14 protein-coding genes are annotated in these 17,259 nt (G+C 71.6%); 3 read left to right on the top strand and 11 right to left on the bottom strand.

Features of this window, described 5'->3' with window-relative positions:
- Positions 1–111: 111 nt before the first annotated feature.
- Together ACZ56E_RS29395 and ACZ56E_RS29400 are read left to right on the top strand one after the other, a co-directional pair.
- The gene (locus ACZ56E_RS29395) at positions 112–1,140 is read left to right on the top strand and encodes an aldo/keto reductase (protein WP_471218841.1); all 1,029 of its coding nucleotides are present in this window, start codon (positions 112–114) and stop codon (positions 1,138–1,140) included.
- Between the two features lie 188 nt (positions 1,141–1,328).
- Entirely contained in the window at positions 1,329–2,462 is a 1,134-nt protein-coding gene (locus ACZ56E_RS29400; RefSeq protein WP_471218734.1) for a PQQ-dependent sugar dehydrogenase, read from the top strand.
- 1 nt (position 2,463) lies between these two features.
- Here the strand turns inward: ACZ56E_RS29400 and ACZ56E_RS29405 are convergent, their stop codons facing one another.
- From ACZ56E_RS29405 to ACZ56E_RS29435, 7 genes are all read right to left on the bottom strand, one after another.
- A complete protein-coding gene (locus ACZ56E_RS29405; RefSeq protein WP_471218736.1) occupies positions 2,464–2,694 on the bottom strand; it encodes a DUF6191 domain-containing protein in 231 nt (76 codons plus the stop codon).
- 80 nt (positions 2,695–2,774) lie between these two features.
- A complete protein-coding gene (locus tag ACZ56E_RS29410; protein ID WP_471218737.1) occupies positions 2,775–5,876 on the bottom strand; it encodes a helix-turn-helix transcriptional regulator in 3,102 nt (1,033 codons plus the stop codon).
- A 67-nt stretch (positions 5,877–5,943) separates the two neighbouring features.
- Entirely contained in the window at positions 5,944–6,144 is a 201-nt protein-coding gene (locus ACZ56E_RS29415; protein WP_471218738.1) for a hypothetical protein, read from the bottom strand.
- Between the two features lie 205 nt (positions 6,145–6,349).
- A complete protein-coding gene (locus ACZ56E_RS29420; RefSeq protein WP_471218740.1) occupies positions 6,350–7,009 on the bottom strand; it encodes a hypothetical protein in 660 nt (219 codons plus the stop codon).
- A 35-nt stretch (positions 7,010–7,044) separates the two neighbouring features.
- On the bottom strand, positions 7,045–7,602 hold the full coding sequence (locus tag ACZ56E_RS29425) for a GNAT family N-acetyltransferase (RefSeq protein ID WP_471218741.1): 558 nt from the start codon (positions 7,600–7,602) through the stop codon (positions 7,045–7,047).
- Complete coding sequence (locus ACZ56E_RS29430; RefSeq protein ID WP_471218742.1) at positions 7,571–9,847, bottom strand: MMPL family transporter; 2,277 nt, start codon at positions 9,845–9,847, stop codon at positions 7,571–7,573. Before ACZ56E_RS29430 ends, ACZ56E_RS29425 begins: the two co-directional genes overlap by 32 nt.
- Before the next feature lie 220 nt (positions 9,848–10,067).
- Positions 10,068–12,191, bottom strand: coding sequence for a phosphocholine-specific phospholipase C (locus tag ACZ56E_RS29435; RefSeq protein ID WP_471218744.1), 2,124 nt, complete (start codon positions 12,189–12,191; stop codon positions 10,068–10,070).
- 193 nt (positions 12,192–12,384) lie between these two features.
- Between ACZ56E_RS29435 and ACZ56E_RS29440 the strand changes: the two genes are divergently transcribed.
- Positions 12,385–13,674, top strand: a complete 1,290-nt coding sequence (locus tag ACZ56E_RS29440) for an SMI1/KNR4 family protein (RefSeq protein WP_471218745.1) — start codon at positions 12,385–12,387, stop codon at positions 13,672–13,674.
- Here the strand turns inward: ACZ56E_RS29440 and gatB are convergent.
- Genes gatB through gatC form a run of 4 tightly spaced genes read right to left on the bottom strand, consistent with a single transcriptional unit; the run spans position 13,661 to position 17,223 of the window.
- Entirely contained in the window at positions 13,661–15,175 is a 1,515-nt protein-coding gene (gene gatB / locus ACZ56E_RS29445; RefSeq protein ID WP_468611517.1) for an Asp-tRNA(Asn)/Glu-tRNA(Gln) amidotransferase subunit GatB, read from the bottom strand. The genes ACZ56E_RS29440 and gatB overlap by 14 nt on opposite strands.
- Positions 15,176–15,191: 16 nt before the next feature.
- Positions 15,192–15,431 (bottom strand): hypothetical protein, encoded by a 240-nt coding sequence (locus ACZ56E_RS29450; RefSeq protein WP_362999095.1) that lies wholly within the window; start codon positions 15,429–15,431, stop codon positions 15,192–15,194.
- Positions 15,428–16,921 (bottom strand): Asp-tRNA(Asn)/Glu-tRNA(Gln) amidotransferase subunit GatA, encoded by a 1,494-nt coding sequence (gene gatA, locus ACZ56E_RS29455; protein WP_471218746.1) that lies wholly within the window; start codon positions 16,919–16,921, stop codon positions 15,428–15,430. Before gatA ends, ACZ56E_RS29450 begins: the two co-directional genes overlap by 4 nt.
- 5 nt (positions 16,922–16,926) lie before the next feature.
- On the bottom strand, positions 16,927–17,223 hold the full coding sequence (gene gatC / locus ACZ56E_RS29460; RefSeq protein ID WP_362999093.1) for an Asp-tRNA(Asn)/Glu-tRNA(Gln) amidotransferase subunit GatC: 297 nt from the start codon (positions 17,221–17,223) through the stop codon (positions 16,927–16,929).
- Positions 17,224–17,259: the final 36 nt, after the last annotated feature.

Genomic DNA, 17,259 nt, shown 5'->3' on the forward strand with positions numbered 1-17,259 from the left:
GAGGCTAGTGCGCGCCGGTGCGCGCCGCCCCTGGGAGGGCAGCGGTCGGGGCCGCGGTGGCAGCGGTTAGTTTTGATGATCTCCGAACGAGGAGTGGGAGGGTACGTCCAGGTGGAGCGCAGGACGATCGGCGCGGGGGCGCTCGAAGTGGGCGCCGTCGGACTCGGCTGCATGCCGATGAGCTGGGCGTACACCGGCTCGCGGCAGCGCGGCGACGCGTCGTTGCGCACTGTGCACGCGGCGCTGGACGCCGTCGGCGCGGCCGGTGGCGGCGGGGGGCTGCTGCTGGACACGGCGGACATGTACGGGCCGTTCACCAATGAGCTGTTGCTCGGCAGGGTGCTGAAGGAGCGGCGCGCGGAGGCCTTCGTGTCCACGAAGTGCGGGCTGCTCGTCGGTGAACAGCACATCGTCGCCAACGGCCGCCCCGGCTATGTGAAACGGGCCTGCGACGCGTCGCTGCGGCGGCTGCAGACGGAGACCATCGACCTCTATCAACTGCACCGCGCCGACCCCGAGGTGCCCATCGAGGAGACCTGGGGCGCGATGGCCGAGCTCGTCGCCGCGGGGAAGGTGCGGGCGCTGGGCCTGTGCGCGGTGGGGGCGCGCGCCCAGCGGCGTGCGGCGCCGGGGCGGCCGGGGCCGGGGCTGCACGACGCGACGATCCGGCAGTTGGAGCGGGTGCAGCAGGTCTTTCCGGTGAGCGCGGTGCAGGCCGAGCTCTCGGTGTGGTCGCCGGAGGCGCTGGACGCGCTGTTGCCGTGGTGTGTGGACCGCGGGATAGGGCTGCTCGCCGCGATGCCGCTGGGGAATGGTTTCCTCACGGGCACGCTCAAGCCGGGCCAGGGCTTCGAGCCGGACGATCTGCGGGCCAGGCACCCGCGCTTCACCGCCGAGATGATGGCGGCCAATCAGCCGCTGGTGGTGGGGCTGCGCCGGGTGGCGGAGCGGCACGGGGCGACGCCCGCGCAGGTCGCGCTGGCGTGGGTGCTCGCGCAGGGCAGGCACGTGGTGCCGATCCCCGGGGCCAAGCGGGAGCGCTGGGCGGTGGAGAACGCGGGGGCGGCCTCGGTGCGGCTGACGGAGAAGGACCTGGCGGAGATCGAGGCGCTGCCGGCCGCGCTGGGGTCGTGGGACTGAGTTCGGCGGTTTGTCGTGGGACTGAGTCCGGGAACTGTCGTCGGACGGGTTCAGGAGCCTGTTGTCGGGCCGAGTTCGGGACCTGTTGTCGGGCCGAGTTCGGGAACCTGAGGTGCGCGAGCGGTGTATGAACAGTAGAAGCGCTGCGTCGAAGGGACCTGATCGTGCGACGACCTGCTGTTACGGCCATGCTGGCCGCTGCCTCCCTCGTGTTCGCGGCGGGGTGCTCGTCCGGTGACGACGGACCGGACCGACGCGAGAGCCCGCCGCAGCGGGACACGTCGAGCCGGTCCCCCACCGGGAAGGCGGGCGCCGAGGCCCCGCCGGAGAAGGGCTCCGCGAAGGTCGTCCGCACGGTCACCACGGGCCTCAAGTCCCCCTGGGGCCTCGCGCCGCTGCCCGGCGGTGACCTGCTGGTGTCCTCCCGCGACGAGGGGACGATCACCCGGGTAGACGGGAAGACGGGCAAGAAGACGGAGCTCGGCTCGGTGCCGGGCGTCTCCCCCGGCGGCGAGGGCGGCCTGATGGGCCTCGCGCTCTCCCCTTCGTACGCCTCGGACCACTTGGTGTACGCGTACTTCACGACGGAGTCCGACAACCGCATCGCCCGCATGCTGTACGACGAGAAGAAGCCCTCGGGCGAGCAGCTGGGCGCACCCGACACGGTCTTCAAGGGCATCCCGAAGGGCATGATCCACAACGGCGGCCGGATCGCCTTCGGCCCGGACAAGATGCTGTACGCGGGCGCGGGGGAAACGGGTGAGACGGACCTCGCGCAGGACAAGAAGTCCCTGGGCGGCAAGATCCTCCGCCTCACCCCGGAGGGCGATCCTGCCCCCGGCAATCCCTTCGACGACTCGGCCGTCTATTCGTTCGGGCACCGGAATGTGCAGGGCCTGGCCTGGGACGAGCAGAAGCGGCTGTGGGCCTCGGAGTTCGGCCAGGACACCTGGGACGAGCTGAACGACATCGAGGCCGGCGGGAACTACGGCTGGCCCGAGGTCGAGGGCAAGGAGGGCAAGGAGGGGTTCCGGGACCCGGTGGCCCAGTGGAAGACGTCGGAGGCCTCGCCGAGCGGTGTCGCCTATGCCGAGGGCTCGGTGTGGATGGCGGGCCTGCGCGGTGAGCGGCTGTGGCGGGTCCCGGTGCGGGGTGTGGAGGGCGAGCCGGAGCCGCAGGCGTTCCTGGAGGGCGAGCACGGCCGCCTGCGCACGGTGGTCGCGGCGGGCGGCGACAAGCTGTGGCTCGTGACGAACGAGACGGACTCGCGGGGCACACCGGAGAAGGGGGACGACAAGATTTTGGAGGTGCAGGTGAAGTAGGTCAGCTGTTCTCCTCGGCGCTCGGCGTCTCGTTCTCGTCGGCGCTCGGTGTCTCGTCGGAGCGTGGTGCCGGGACGGGTGGGCGTACGACCACCTTGCCCGAGGTCAGGTCGATCGGCCCGCGCCCGGGGTCGCCGTCGGCGAGGTCGACGCGGGTCATCTCCAGGCGCTTCTGTTCGTCGTCGGTGTGTTTGCGCCCCGGCGCGAACAGAGCCTCGATCGCGTTGAACACTGCGCCTCCCAGGAGCCGAGATCCTGCCGTCAAGCGTAAGCGAGGTGCCCGGAAACCGGCTCGAGACGGAAAAGCGCAGGTCAGCCCCGGGCAGGCTGCTCCTCGGCGGTGGGGAACAACCGGAGCCGGTGGGCGAGCGCGGCGGCCTCACCGCGGCCGGTGACGGACAGCTTGGCGAGGATGTTGGAGACGTGGACGCTCGCCGTCTTCGGGGAGATGAAGAGCTCCTCGGCGATCTGGCGGTTGCTGCGGCCCGCCGCGACGAGCCGCAGGACGTCCCGTTCCCGGCTGGTCAGGCCCAGCGCCTCGGCGGGGTGGGCCGGGGTGGCGGGGGCGGCCTCGGTGGGGTGCAGGGAGAGGCGGGCGCGCCGGGCGAGTCCGGTGATGGAGTCGGAGAGCGGCCGGGCGCCGAGCCGGTCGGCCACCTCGCCGGCCTGGCGCAGCAGGTGGGCGGCGCGGTCGCGGTCGGTGGTGTCCGGGGCGAGGAGGGATTCGGCCAGGCGCAGGCGGGCCTGGGCGAGGTCGTAGGGGCGGTCGAGGGGTTCGAGGGCGGTGACGACGGCGTCCCAGTCGGCGGGGCGGTCGCGGCCCTCGGCGCGCAGGAGTTCGGTGCGGGTCCACTCGTCGAGGGCGAGGGAGAGCGGGGTGGGGGTGGCGAGGGACTTGGTGACGCCGCGGATGCGTTCGAGGGCGGCGGGGCGGCCGGGTTCGGCGGTGGGCAGGCCGCGGGCGTCGGCCTCCATCGTGGCGGCGGCGAGGAGCAGGGGCCAGCCGTATTTGTAGGTGCCGAGGGGGAGGCCGGTGGCGAGGCCGCGTTCGAACTCGGCGCGGCCGTCGAGGATCCGGCCCTCGGCGGCGGCGAGGCCGAGGGCGATGCGGACGAGGACGAGGATGTACTGGGGCTGTGGGTCGTGGGTGCCGAGGTGCTGGTGGGCGGTGTGCATGTGGCGGGCGGCCGCGGTGTACTCACCGCGGTAGAGCGCCATGCGCGCGGATCGTTCGGAGGCGGAGGCCCGGGGTTTCGAACTCTGAACGCAGCGCTGGGTCTCCGCGACGGCGTGGGCCGCCTCCTCCCAGCGGCCGAGGGAGATGAGGGACTCGGCGACATTGGCCCAGACCCAGCCCTCGGAGTCCACCAGGCCGTATTTCCGGCAGAAGTCGATGCCCTCCATCGCGACCTCGACGGCTTCGGCGGAGCGGCCGACGCCTTCGAGGGATGAGGGGAGGTTGATGTGGACGCGGCTGAGGTCGGTGACCAGGGCGTCGCGGACGACGCGGTCCCTGACCTCGTACATCTCGGCGAGGCCCGCCTCGGGGTCGCCGGCCTCGACGAGGAGGGCGCCGCGGGTGAGGCGGGCGTTGAGCTCGATGGTGTCGGCCTTGACCATGCGGGCGTACTCGACGGCGCGTTCGGCGGCGGCCAGGGTCTCGGGGCCCGGGTCGTGCAGCATGCCCCAGGAGGCGCGGTAGACGAGGACGTCGGCGTGCACCTCGGAGGGCGGCAGGCCGCGCATCAGCTCCTCGGCCTTGGCGATCTCCGCCCAGCCGTCGCCGCGGCCGAGGGTGGAGACGAGCCGGGAGCGGGCCACCCAGAACCATGCGGAGCGGTGGGGGTCGTTCTCGCCGTCGAGGAATCGGAGGGCGCGCTTGGTGATTTTGAGGGCGCGGTCGCGTTCGCCGGAGAGGCGGCCGGCGACCGTGGCCTCGGCCATCAGGTCCAGATAGCGCAGGGGGGCGGTGGTGGGGTCGCAGCCGCAGGCGGGGTAGCCCTCGACGTAGTCGGCGGGGCGGAGTTCTTCGCGGACGGTCTCGGGGGCGTCGTCCCACAGCTCCATCGCCCGTTCGAGCAGGCGGAGTTGCTCGGCGTAGGCGTACCGGCGGCGGGCCTCGACGGAGGCGACGAGGACGGCGGGCAGGGCCTTGGCCGCGTCGTGCGCGTGGTACCAGTAGGTGGCGAGGCGGGCGGCGCGCTGGTCGGCGGAGACGAGCGTGGGGTCGGCCTCCAGGGCCTGGGCGAAGCGGCGGTTGATGCGGGAGCGCTCGCCGGGGAGCAGGTCGTCGCTGACGGCCTCGCGGACCAGGGAGTGGCGGAAGCGGTAGCCGTCGCCGTCCGGCGAGGCGAGCAGGATGTTGGCGCCGACGGCCGCTCGCAGTGCCTCGATGAGGTCGTCCTCGTCGAGTCCGGCGACTTCGGCGAGCAGGGCGTACTCGACGGTGGAGCCGCCCTCGGCGACGATCCGCGCCACCCGCTGGGTGTCCTCGGGCAGTTCCTCGACGCGGACGAGGAGGAGGTCGCGCAGGGAGTCCGTGAGGCTCGCGCAGCTGCCGCCGTGGGAGGCGACGGCGAGTTCCTCGACGAAGAAGGCGTTGCCGTCGGAGCGGTCGAATATGTCGTCGACCAGGGTCTGTTCGGGTTCGGCGGCGAGTATCCCGGCCATCTGGCGGGCGACTTCGTCCTTGCTGAAGCGGCACAGCTCGACGCGGCGCACCGTGCGCAGCCGGTCCAGTTCGGCGAGGAGGGGGCGCAGGGGGTGGCGGCGGTGGATGTCGTCGGCGCGGTACGTGGCGAGGAGGACGAGGCGGCCGCCGCGCAGGGTGCGGAAGAGATAGGCGAGGAGGTGGCGGGTGGAGGTGTCGGCCCAGTGCAGGTCCTCCAGGGCGACGACGACGGTGCGGTCGCGGGAGAGGCGCTCCAGGAGGCGTGCGGTGAGTTCGAAGAGGCGGGCCGTTCCCTCGTCGGATCTGCCTCCGGGGGCGTGGCCTTGCGCGGTGCGGCCGTGGGCGGCGGGCGCCGCCAGTTCGGGGAGCAGCCTGGCGAGCTCCTCCTCCTGTCCCTCGGCTGCGGCGGCCAGTTCGTCGGGGAGCTGGCGGCGCAGTGAGCGCAGCGCGGTGGAGAAGGGGGCGAACGGCAGGCCGTCGGCGCCGATCTCCACGCAGCCGCCGAGCGCGACGACGGCGCCCCGGCTCTCGGCGGCCGCGGCGAACTCCTCGACGAGGCGGGTCTTGCCGACCCCCGCCTCGCCGCCGAGCAGCAACGCCTGCGGCTCGCCCGGGCCCGGGCCCCCGGCTCCTTCGAGCGGGGTGCCCGTGGCGCGGGCGAGCGCTTCGTTCAGTACGCCGAGTTCATCGGTTCGACCGACGAACACCGGGCTCACGGACCTGGTCTCCACAGCCGCGAGCATCGCACAGAGGGCGGCCGGCGCGGCACCCGATGTCCGCGGAGCGGTCACCGGCACGGGCCCCGTCATCTCAGGCGGCCCGTGTGAAGCGCGCCCTGCCCCGCATGAGGCGGTTCCTCCAGAGCGTCGTACTCACCCGCCCCTCCGCTTCGTCGCGGGCCGAACGGCGGGCGGCGGCACGGAGCTTGCGGGCCTCGCCGAGCAGCCGGAGGCGGTCGGCCTCGCGGGCCAGCTCGGCGGCGCGCATCTGGTGCATCTCGTACTCGAACATCTCGTACCCCTCGGGTTGTCGGTGGTATCGCCGGTGTCGTGCTCTGCGATGTCTCCACTTTCGTCTCCCAGGGGGGTCGCCCACATCGGGCGGATGCCGCATCTCCCGGTGGCGCGGGGCCTTAGGTACGACGAGGGGCGGGGCGGGGGCCTTAGCCCCTGCCCCGCCCCTGCCTTACGTGCCTTACATACGTGGGACCGGCGACTCAGGAAGGTGCGGACGGAATTCCGAGCAGCAGGTCGGAGTACTTGGCGACGGCGAGAATCAGCCCGATCACGCCGAGCGCGACACCCGCCCACGCCACGGACTTGATCCACGGCGCCTGCTCCCTGCCGGGGGCGCCGAACGCGGGCCTGACCAGCACCAGGAAGCCGACGACCAGCGCGGCGGCCGCGAAGAAGCCGGCGACCAGCGCGGTGGCCTGCCAGGAGTCGCCGTACATCGCCTGGAGCTGGTCGGAGACGCTCGCGGACTGCTTGGTCTCCAGCTGCCCCATGATGTTCGAGCGCGCCCCGGCGATCGTGCCGAGCCAGCCTCCGGAGAGGCCGATCACGCCGAGCGCGGCGGACACGACGGCCGCGGCGCCCTGGCCGACACCGGCGGACCCGGCGGGCCGGACGGTCACGTCGGCCTCCACGTCGTCATCCGCGTCGGAGTCCGCGGCGGCGTTCTCATCGTTCTCGGCGTCCGCGTCGGCGGCCTCCGCCGCCTCGGGGGTGGCGCCCTCGGGCCCGGCGGCGTCGGCCGCGTCGGACTTCGTGACGTCGACCGTCTCCGGCTTCCCGGCCCCGGTCACTTCGTCGGCCTCGGCCTCGGTCCCGGCCGCACCTTTGGCACCGGCCGCGTCATCAGTCTTAGTACCCATGCCCCGCACCGTACGGACGGAGTCTGAGAGCTCCCTTAACGCGCGTCCCGCGCCGCCCGCCACTCCGGGGCGAGGACGGACCAGACCTCCATGTCGTGCCGCACACCCTGCCAGGGGAAGCTCTCCCGCAGCACGCCGTCCCTGGTGAAACCGAGCCGCTCCGCGGCCGCCTTGCTGCGGTCGTTGAGCGAGGAGACCAGCCACTCCACGCGGTGCATCCCGCGCTGGTCCACGGCCCAGTCGATGAGCACCCGCGAGGCCTTGTTGACCAGGCCGCGCCCGGCGGCCGACGGCTCCAGCCACACACCGATCTCACAGCTGTCGAAGCCGGTGTCGAAGATCCGGAAGAAGACACCGCCGACGAGGGTGCCGTCCAGCCAGATGCCGTAGAAGCGTCCGGTGTCGGAGGCCTTCTTGTCGGCGTACGTCTGGAGGTGCTTCCGTGCGGTGTCGAGGTCCGTCACGGTCACGGTGAAGGGCACCCACGCCCCCGCGTACTCCCGCGCCCGCTCGACGTGCTCGAGGAACTCCTGTGCCTGCCACGGCTCCAGCGGCCGCAGCTCAGCGCCCTCGGCCAGCGATATCGCGAACATCCTGCTCCTTCGGCCCACTCACGTCGTCGGTGACGTCCCGGTGTCCGGGGATCTTCGCACGTGCGCCGAGCGTGTTCGAGCGACTTTCGGGCGGCTCGATGCTGATGCGCGGCAGGAGGCGGTCGAGGCCGCGCGGCAGCCACCAGTTGGCGCCGCCGAGCATGTGCATCAGGGCGGGCACGAGCAGCGTCCGCAGCACGAAGGCGTCGAGGGCGACGGCCGCCGCGAGCGCGATGCCGAACATCGCGATGACCCGGTCGCCGCTGAGGACGAAGGCGAGGAAGACCGAAATCATGATCACTGCCGCGGAGTTGATCACGCGGCTGGTCTCGGCGAGGCCCACGCGGACGGCCCGCCGGTTGTCGCCGGTCTCCAGCCACTCCTCGTACATCCGGCTGACCAGGAAGACCTGGTAGTCCATGGAGAGCCCGAAGAGGACGGACACCATGATCACCGGCAGGAAGGGCTCGATCGGCCCGGCCCTGCCGAGTCCGAGCAGCTCGCTCCCCCAGCCCCACTGGAAGATCGCGACGACGACGCCGAACGCGGAGGCGACCGCGGCGACGTTCATCACGGCGGCCTTGAGGGGGATGCCGATGGACCGGAAGGCCAGCAGGAGCAGGACGCAGCCGAGCCCGATGACGACGCCCACGAAGAGCGGCAGCTTGCCGACGATGACCTCCGCGAAGTCGTCGTAGCTCGCGGTGACGCCGCCGACGGACACCTCCAGGGAGCTCTCCGCCTCCGCCTCAGGGAGGACGTCTTCGCGCAGCCGGTCGACGAGTGCGCTGGTCTTCTCGGACTGGGGCGCGGAGTCGGGGACGACGGTGAGGAAGGCGGCGCGGCCGTTGTCCCCGTACGTCACCGGGCTCACGGAGGCGACGCCTTCGGTCGACCTCAGCGTCGTGGCGAGGTCGTCGACGGCGACCCGGTCGCCTGCTCCGTAGACCTCGCTCACGAGCGTCAGGGGGCCGTTCACTCCGGGGCCGAAGCCGTCGGCAAGGAGGTCGTACGCCTGCCGGGTGGTGGCCTTCGCCGGATTGTTGCCCTGGTCGGATGTGCCGAGGTGCAGGCCCAGGGCGGGCAGCGCGAGCACGGCCATGACGAGGACCGCGACGGCGCCGAGCAGCCGGGGATGGCGCTCCACGAAGACGGCCCAGCGGGCGGCGAGCCCGGTCGGCAGCTCCGGTTCGGGACCGTGCTCGGCCAGGCGGCGGCGTTCGCGGCGGCTGAGGGCGCGCGGGCCGATCAAGGCGAGGAGCGCGGGCAACAGGGTCACGGACGCGGCGACGGTGAGGACGACGGTGAGCGAGGCGGCGATCGCGACACCGTTGAGGAAGCCGAGCCGCAGGATGAGCATGCCGAGCAGGGCGATGCAGACAGTGGCGCCCGCGAAGACGACGGCGCGTCCTGTGGTGGCGACCGCGCGTTCGGCGGCGACGGCCACGGGCAGGCCGCGTTTGAGGCCCTTGCGGTGCCTGGTGACGATGAAGAGGGCGTAGTCGATGCCGACGCCGAGCCCGATCAGGGTGCCGAGCATCGGCGCGAAGTCCGCGACGGTCATCACATGGCCGAGCAGCACTATGCCCGCGTACGCGGTGCCGACGGACACCAGTGCGGTGGCGATGGGCAGCGCGGACGCGGCGAGCGAGCCGAAGGCGACGAAGAGCACGACGGCGGCGACGGCAACGCCGACGATCTCGGCGACCTTGGCGCTCTTGGATTCGGTGAGGCCGATGGCGGTGCCGCCGAGCTCCACCTGCAGGCGGTCGGACGCGGCGGCCTTCGCGGTGTCGACGACGGCCTGCGCGTCGGCCTTGTCCATGTCGTCGGCCTGCTCGCGGAAGGTGACGGTGGCGTACGCCGTGCGGCCGTCCGCGCTGACCCGGCCCGCGCTCGCGCCCTCTCCCCCGCCGCCCTCGTACGGCCCCGTCACGGAGGCCACCGCGGGCAGCTCGGCGATCTTGTCGAGGGCGCGGGACATCGTCTGCTCGACGTCGGCGGCGCGCACGGAGGTGCCGGGGACGGTGTGCCAGACGACGGTGTCGCTGTCGCCGCCGAGGCCGTGGAAGTTCTCGTTCAGGAGCTGGGTCGCCCGGCCGGACTCGGTGCCCGGCACCTCGTAGTCGTTCGAATACGCGGCTCCGGCGACCGCGGCGGCCGAGGCGGTTCCGCCGAGAGCGAGGAGCCACAGCAGGACGACGACGAGTCGGTGCCTGACGCACCACCGGGCGAGTGCTGCCACGGACTGGCTCCCTGAATGGTTCGTGGATCTTCATCGGGAGCAACAGTCAAGCAACTGGACAGCCCGCAGCCCGCAAAGAACGCATGAGTGGCGACATGAGCGCCACGGTCACTTTGACAGCCCTTGGTGATCGTTGGTCCGTTTTGTGGCCTCACTCACAAGAGCACAAGGGGTGCGCGGGGGTACCAGGGGCACCCCCGCGCACCCGCTGTGCCGCAGGTCATCCCGAGACGCTGACACGGCCGTTCTCGATGTGGCCCATGAGGCGGCGGCGGAAGGCGGTGTCGCGGTCGGTCGTCACCTCGACGTCGTACCAGCCGTGCTCGCCGGCGGTGTGCCAGGCGACGGTGCGGCTGCTGCGCGCCTTCACCCGGACGGTCCGTGTGCGGCGCCTGATGTCGTCCTCGTCCACATAGCCGAGCGGCTTGACCGTGAAGACGAGGTCGTGACGGCCGCGGTTGGCCAGGGTGAGGTGTATCTCGCGGCGGGTGATCGCGGAGGCGAGCCGCGCGCCGCCGCCCTCGGCCCCCTTGGTCCCCTTGGCCCCCGCGAACTCGCGGCGGAAGCCGTTCGGCCCGGTGACGGTGAAGGCGTACGCGTCCCCCGGCACCGGCACGGTCCAGGAGCCCTTGCGCACGACGTCCTGGTGCTGCGGAATCGTGAACTCACCGGCGTACGGGTAGAGCGCGAAGTGCGCGCTGGAGCTGCCGCCGTTGCGCAGCCGCACCGTGAGCGTGCCGTCCTCGCCGGGCGTCACGTCGGCGTCCGGCTGGTAGGGCAGCGGGCGGGCGCGGCGGGTGCCGGGCTCCTGGACCGGCATCGACTGCTTCAGGGGCGGCTGGGGCGCCCAGCGGCCGCTGAACGCGGGGATGGCGCCGGGCCGGTCGATGTCGGGCCTGCGGTGGCCGCGCCGGAAGTCGAAGGCGCCGGTGAGGTCGCCGGTGACCTTGCGGCGCCAGGCGCTGATGTTGGGTTCCCGCACGCCGGTCCACTTCTCCAGGAAGCGCACGACGGAGGTGTGGTCGAAGACTTCGGAGCAGACGTATCCGCCGACGGTCCACGGCGAGATCACGAGCATGGGCACGCGCGCGCCGAGACCGGTCGGCTTCCCGTCCCAGCGCTCTTCCTTCTCCTCGGCGGAGTCACCGCCGGGCACGGGCGGCGGGACGTGGTCGAAGAAGCCGTCGTTCTCGTCGTAGTTGATGAACACGGCGGTGCGCCGCCAGACCTCGGGGTGGGAGGCGAGGGCGTCGAGCACCTTGTAGACGATGGTCGCGCTGTGGATGGGCGAGGAGACGCTGGGGTGCTCGGAGTCCACCGCGGAAGGCACCAGATAGGTGACTTTCGCGAGCTTGCCGTCCGCGACGTCCTTCGCGAACTCCTCGGCGAGCTTGCCGGTCGGCACGCGCCGCAGACCGCGCTCGAACAGCGACCGCTCGCTCTTGGTGAGGGTGGCGACGCCCTTGTCCAGGGCGGCGAGGAGCCTCGCGCGCTCCGCCTCGTCCTTGGTGTCGCGCACCTTGGCGTAGAAGGCCTCCATGTAGGTCAGGCCGGTGCCCGCAGCGGCCAGGGCCTTGCGGGCGATCGCCTTGAAGGTGGTGAAGAACTCGATCTGGTTGTCGGTGAAGTTCTCCCACTCGGTGTACGTCCGCCAGCTCACGCCGGCCTTCTCCAGGCGCTCGGCGTACGTCCCCCAGCCGTAGCCGGGGTGCGTTCCCTCGGCGTAGGCGTCGTTGCCGACGGCCCGCTTGCCGTTCGCCTCGTAGCCCGTCTTGCCGCTCCACAGGTGGTTGCGGTTGGGGCTGGTGGAGGTGTGGATGGACGAGTGGTAGGCGTCGCAGACGGTGAAGGTGTCGGCGAGTTCGTAGTGCAGCGGGATGTCCTCGCGCGTGTAGTACGCCATCGTGGCCGCCGTCTTGGCGGTGATCCAGCCGTCCATCCAGCCGTCGTGCCAGGCCTTGGCGCCGCCGCTCCAGGAGTGGTCCAGGTCGCCGATGTATTGGAGGTCCTTCTTCTGCGTCTCCGCGGCCTGGCGGACGGGGAAGGGCAGGATCGTGCGCAGGGCGCCGGGCTGCTCGAACACCGTCTTGCCGCCGGGCAGCCGGATGGCGTTGCGGTCACCGAAGCCGCGGACGCCCCGCAGGGATCCGAAGTAGTGGTCGAAGGACCGGTTCTCCTGCATGAGGATCACCACGTGCTCGATCTTGTCGAGACCGCCGTCCCTCGGCGGCTCCTGCGCGAGCGCCTCCTGCAGCGAAGGCGGCAGGAAGGAGCCGACGGTGGCGGCGCCGAGCGCGCCGCCGCCGATCGCCATCAGGCGTCTGCGCGAAATCTCCGGAGTCACGTGGGACCTCCCAGTAGTCCTGGCCAACATTCAATGGTTCTCTGCTGATCCATTGACCTGTTCGGCGGGGACGCTAGTGACGTCCGGTTTCCTTGTGAAGACCGCGGGACGAAGTCGGCGTGAACGTCCAAGTGTTCACCCCGGGGGTCCATGGCGGACGGCGTTGTCAGTGGCCGGTGTCATCCTCGGACTCATGGATCTCACCGAGCGCATCGCCGCCTTCACGGACCGGGCCGGGCCGCCGCCCGCCACCGTGCCCGCCGTCGACTGGGCCGCGGTGGAGGCCTGGCTCGAAGTCCCGCTCCCGGGGGACTACAAGTCGCTGGTGTCGGCGTTCGGCCCGGTGGAGGTCGGTGAGGGCGCCGGGGCCATCCGCCTGCATACCCCGTGCGTCAGCGCCGACGGCCGGTTCGAGTACGGGGCGTGGGTGGTCGAGACCCACCGGCACTCCGCGATCAGACCGCGCATGTTCACCCGGGAGAAGCGGCGCTTCCTGCCCGACGAGGGCGGCCTGCTCGCCTTCGGCACCACGTCGGACGGCGACCACCTCTTCTGGGACACCTCGGTGTCGAAGGACCCGGACGCATGGCCCGTGGTGCGCCTGACCACGTCCGTCGCGGTCGGCGTGGGAGAGCCCTGGGTGGCGTGCGACGTCCCGCTGCTCGACCTGCTGGAGGCGGCCGTCCGCACCGCCGCGGTCGTGCGCCCCGGCGCGGTCCTGCGCACATGGGCGCCGCTCGCCGGAGCCGCGCCCTGGACCCCGCCGCCCCGGGGCACCTATGCCGACGCCCGCCAGCACGCCGCGCTCACCGGGGGCGAGGGCCTGGCGGCGATCACCGCGCTGATACCACCGCCGCTGACGCCCCGTCTGGGGACGGGGAGTTGGGAGCAGGTCTTCGACCGCCTCGGCACCCGGCTGCCCGCCGACTTCGTGGCACTCACGGAGGCGTACGGCGCGGGGAACTGGAGCTGGTGGCTCGACATGTCCGCTCCCCTCGACCTGACCGGGCGCTTCGGACTCGTGGCGGACATCGAGGAGCTGCTGGAGGGGTACGGCAGCCTGCGCGCGGCGCACCCCCAGTACTACCCGATGCCCGCATGGCCCGAGCCGGGCGGCTTCCTGCCGTGCGCCTCGACCGTCGACGGGGACGTGATCGGCTGGTGCACCGAGGGCGAGCCCGACAAGTGGCGCGTCGCCGTCAACCCCCGCCACTCGGACCAGGGCCCGCCCCTGGCGGGGAACTTCACGGAGACGCTGCTGAACTGGCTGCGCGGCGGCCCCGGCAGCGCCGGCTTCCACGGTCTGCGCAAGGACCAGGACCCGCTGGAGCACATGTTCTTCGAGCCGTTCCCGATACCTCCGGGGCCGTCCCCGATGTCTCCGGGGTCGTTCCCGATACCTCCGGGTACGACTGAGGGCGGCGCCCCCGACGGGAGCGCCGCCCTCACCCGGCAGAACGGAGAGAACCTCAGCCCTCGCTGACGCCCAGCTTCTCCAGGATGAGCTCCTTGACGCGGGCCGCGTCGGCCTGGCCACGGGTGGCCTTCATGACCGCGCCGACCAGCGCACCGGCAGCCGCGACCTTGCCGCCGCGGATCTTGTCCGCGACACCGGGGTTGCCGGCGATGGCCTCGTCGACGGCGGCCGTCAGCGCGCCCTCGTCCGAGACGACCTTCAGGCCACGCTTCTCGACGACCTCGTCCGGGGTGCCCTCGCCCTTCAGGACACCCTCGATGACCTGGCGGGCCAGCTTGTCGTTCAGGTCACCGGCGGCGACGAGCGCGGTCACCCGGGCGACGTGCGCCGGAGTGATGGGGAGCTCTTCGAGAGCCACACCCGATTCGTTGGCGTTGCGGGCCAGTTCGCCCATCCACCACTTGCGGGCCGACGCCGCGTCGGCGCCCGCCTCGATGGTGGCGACGATCGGCTCGACCGCGCCCGCGTTGAGGATCGACTGCATGTCGTGCTCGGTGATGCCCCACTCCTCGCGGAGCCGGTTGCGGCGCACGCGCGGCATCTCGGGCAGACCGGCCCGCAGCTTCTCGACCCACTCGCGGGACGGGGCGACGGGGACGAGGTCGGGCTCCGGGAAGTACCGGTAGTCCTCGGCGTTGTCCTTGATGCGGCCGGAGGTGGTGGAGCCGTCGTCCTCGTGGAAGTGACGGGTCTCCTGCACGATGGTGCCGCCGGAGCTCAGGACCGCCGCGTGCCGCTGGATCTCGAAGCGCGCCGCGCGCTCCACGGACCGCAGCGAGTTGACGTTCTTCGTCTCGCTGCGGGTGCCGAACTCCTGCTGCCCGTGGGGGCGCAGCGAGAGGTTCACGTCGCAGCGCATCTGGCCCTTGTCCATGCGGGCCTCGGAGACGCCGAGCGCCTTGATGAGCTCGCGCAGCTCGGCGACGTACGCCTTGGCGACCTCGGGAGCGCGCTCACCGGCGCCCTCGATCGGCTTGGTGACGATCTCGATGAGCGGGATGCCGGCGCGGTTGTAGTCCAGGAGGGAGTGCGAGGCGCCGTGGATACGGCCCGTCGCGCCACCGACGTGCGTGGACTTGCCGGTGTCCTCCTCCATGTGGGCGCGCTCGATCTCCACGCGGAAGATCTCCCCGTCCTCCAGCTGGACGTCCAGATAGCCGTTGAAGGCGATCGGCTCGTCGTACTGCGAGGTCTGGAAGTTCTTCGGCATGTCCGGATAGAAGTAGTTCTTCCGGGCGAAGCGGCACCACTCGGCGATCTCGCAGTTCAGCGCGAGACCGATCTTGATGGCGGACTCGACACCGATCTCGTTGACGACCGGCAGCGCGCCGGGCAGGCCGAGACAGGTGGGGCAGGTCTGGCTGTTCGCGTCCTGCTTGAGCGCGGTCGAGCAGCCGCAGAACATCTTGGTCTTGGTGCCGAGCTCGACATGGACCTCGAGGCCCATGACGGGGTCGTACGTCGCGAGGGCTTCCTCGTACGACACCAGGTCAGAAGTGACAGTCACGGTGAAACTTTCCCTCTCAGCCCAGCAGGACGTCGTCGTCGCCGAGGCGCTTCAGCTCGCGCACGAGCAGGGCGACGCCGGTGGCGATGGCGGCAGCGGAGACGATCGCGTCCACGAGGCGGAGCGTGTCGTGGTCGTAGCGGGCCTTCTTGGCCTGCTTGATCACGCTCACCGCGCCGAAGGCGGTGGTGCCGATCGACAGGTACGTGCCGGTCTTGGACTTCTTGAAGCCCTTGGCCTTGTTCAGTGCACTCACAGCGACGGTGCCTCCTCAAGCAGCGGGTGTCCCCACTTTTCCACGAAGGCGGCCTCGACGGCAGCACCGACCTTGTACAGCCGGTCGTCCTTCATGGCGGGGGCGATGATCTGCAGTCCGACGGGCAGGCCGTCCTCCGGCGCGAGGCCGCAGGGCAGCGACATGGCGGCGTTGCCCGCCAGGTTGGTCGGGATGGTGCACAGGTCCGCGAGGTACATCGCCATCGGGTCGTCGGCGCGCTCGCCGATCGGGAAGGCGGTGGTCGGCGTCGTCGGCGAGACGATCACGTCGACCTGCTCGAAGGCCGCCTCGAACTCGCGGGTGATGAGCGTGCGGACCTTCTGGGCGCTGCCGTAGTACGCGTCGTAGTAGCCGGAGCTGAGCGCGTACGTACCGAGGATGATGCGGCGCTTGACCTCGTCGCCGAAGCCGGCCTCGCGGGTCAGCGCGGTGACGTCCTCGGCGGACTTCGTGCCGTCGTCGCCGACGCGCAGGCCGTAGCGCATGGCGTCGAAGCGGGCGAGGTTCGAGGAGCACTCGGAGGGCGCGATCAGGTAGTACGCGGAGAGCGCCAGGTCGAACGTCGGGCAGTCCAGCTCGACGATCTCGGCACCGAGCTCCTTCAGCAGCTCGACGGACTCGTCGAAGCGCTGGACGACACCGGCCTGGTAGCCCTCGCCGCGGAACTGCTTGACGACGCCGACCCGCATGCCCTGGACGGAGCCGTTGCGCGCGGCCTCGACGACCGGCGGGACCGGGGCGTCGATGGACGTCGAGTCGAGCTCGTCGTGCCCGGCGATGACCTCGTGCAGCAGGGCGGCGTCGAGGACGGTGCGGGCGCAGGGGCCGCCCTGGTCGAGGCTGGAGCTGAAGGCGACCATGCCGTAGCGGGAGACGCCGCCGTAGGTCGGCTTGACGCCGACCGTGCCGGTGACGGCCGCGGGCTGGCGGATCGAACCGCCGGTGTCGGTGCCCATGGCGAGCGGGCTCTCGTACGCGGCGAGGGCCGCGGAGGAGCCGCCGCCGGAGCCACCGGGGATGCGGGTGAGGTCCCAGGGGTTGCCGGTGGGGCCGTACGCGCTGTTCTCGGTGGAGGACCCCATGGCGAACTCGTCCATGTTGGTCTTGCCGAGGATGACGACGTCGGCGGCCTTCAGGCGCTTGGTGACGGTCGCGTCGTACGGCGGGATCCAGCCTTCGAGGATCTTCGAGCCGACCGTGGTCGGCACGCCCTCGGTGGTGAAGATGTCCTTGAGCGCGATCGGGACGCCGGCCAGCGGGCCGAGCTGCTCGCCCCTGGCGCGCTTCTCGTCGACGGCGCGGGCCTGCGCGAGAGCGCCCTCGCGGTCGACGTGCAGGAAGGCGTTCACCTTCTCGTCGACGGCTTCGATGCGGGCCAGGTGGGCCTCGGTGACCTCGACCGCGGTGAGCTCGCCGGAGGCGATCCTCGACGCGATCTCGGCGGCGGTGAGCTTGATGATGTCCGTCATGATCTTCAGTCCTCCCCCAGGATCTGCGGCACCTTGAAACGCTGCTGCTCCTGGGCCGGGGCGCCAGAGAGCGCCTGCTCGGTGGTGAGCGACGGACGGACCTCGTCCGCGCGCATGACGTTCGTCAGCGGCAGCGGGTGCGAGGTCGGCGGTACGTCTTGGTCGGCGACCTCGGAGACGCGGGCGACCGCGCCGATGATGTCGTCGAGCTGTCCGGCGAAGTGGTCGAGCTCCTCGGCCTTCAGCTCCAGACGTGCAAGGCGGGCGAGGTGGGCGACCTCCTCGCGCGTGATGCCAGGCATGCGGCGGTCCTCAGGGGTGAGTGTGCGGGTTGTGGC

This window comes from Streptomyces sp. NPDC039480 (assembly GCF_055597165.1).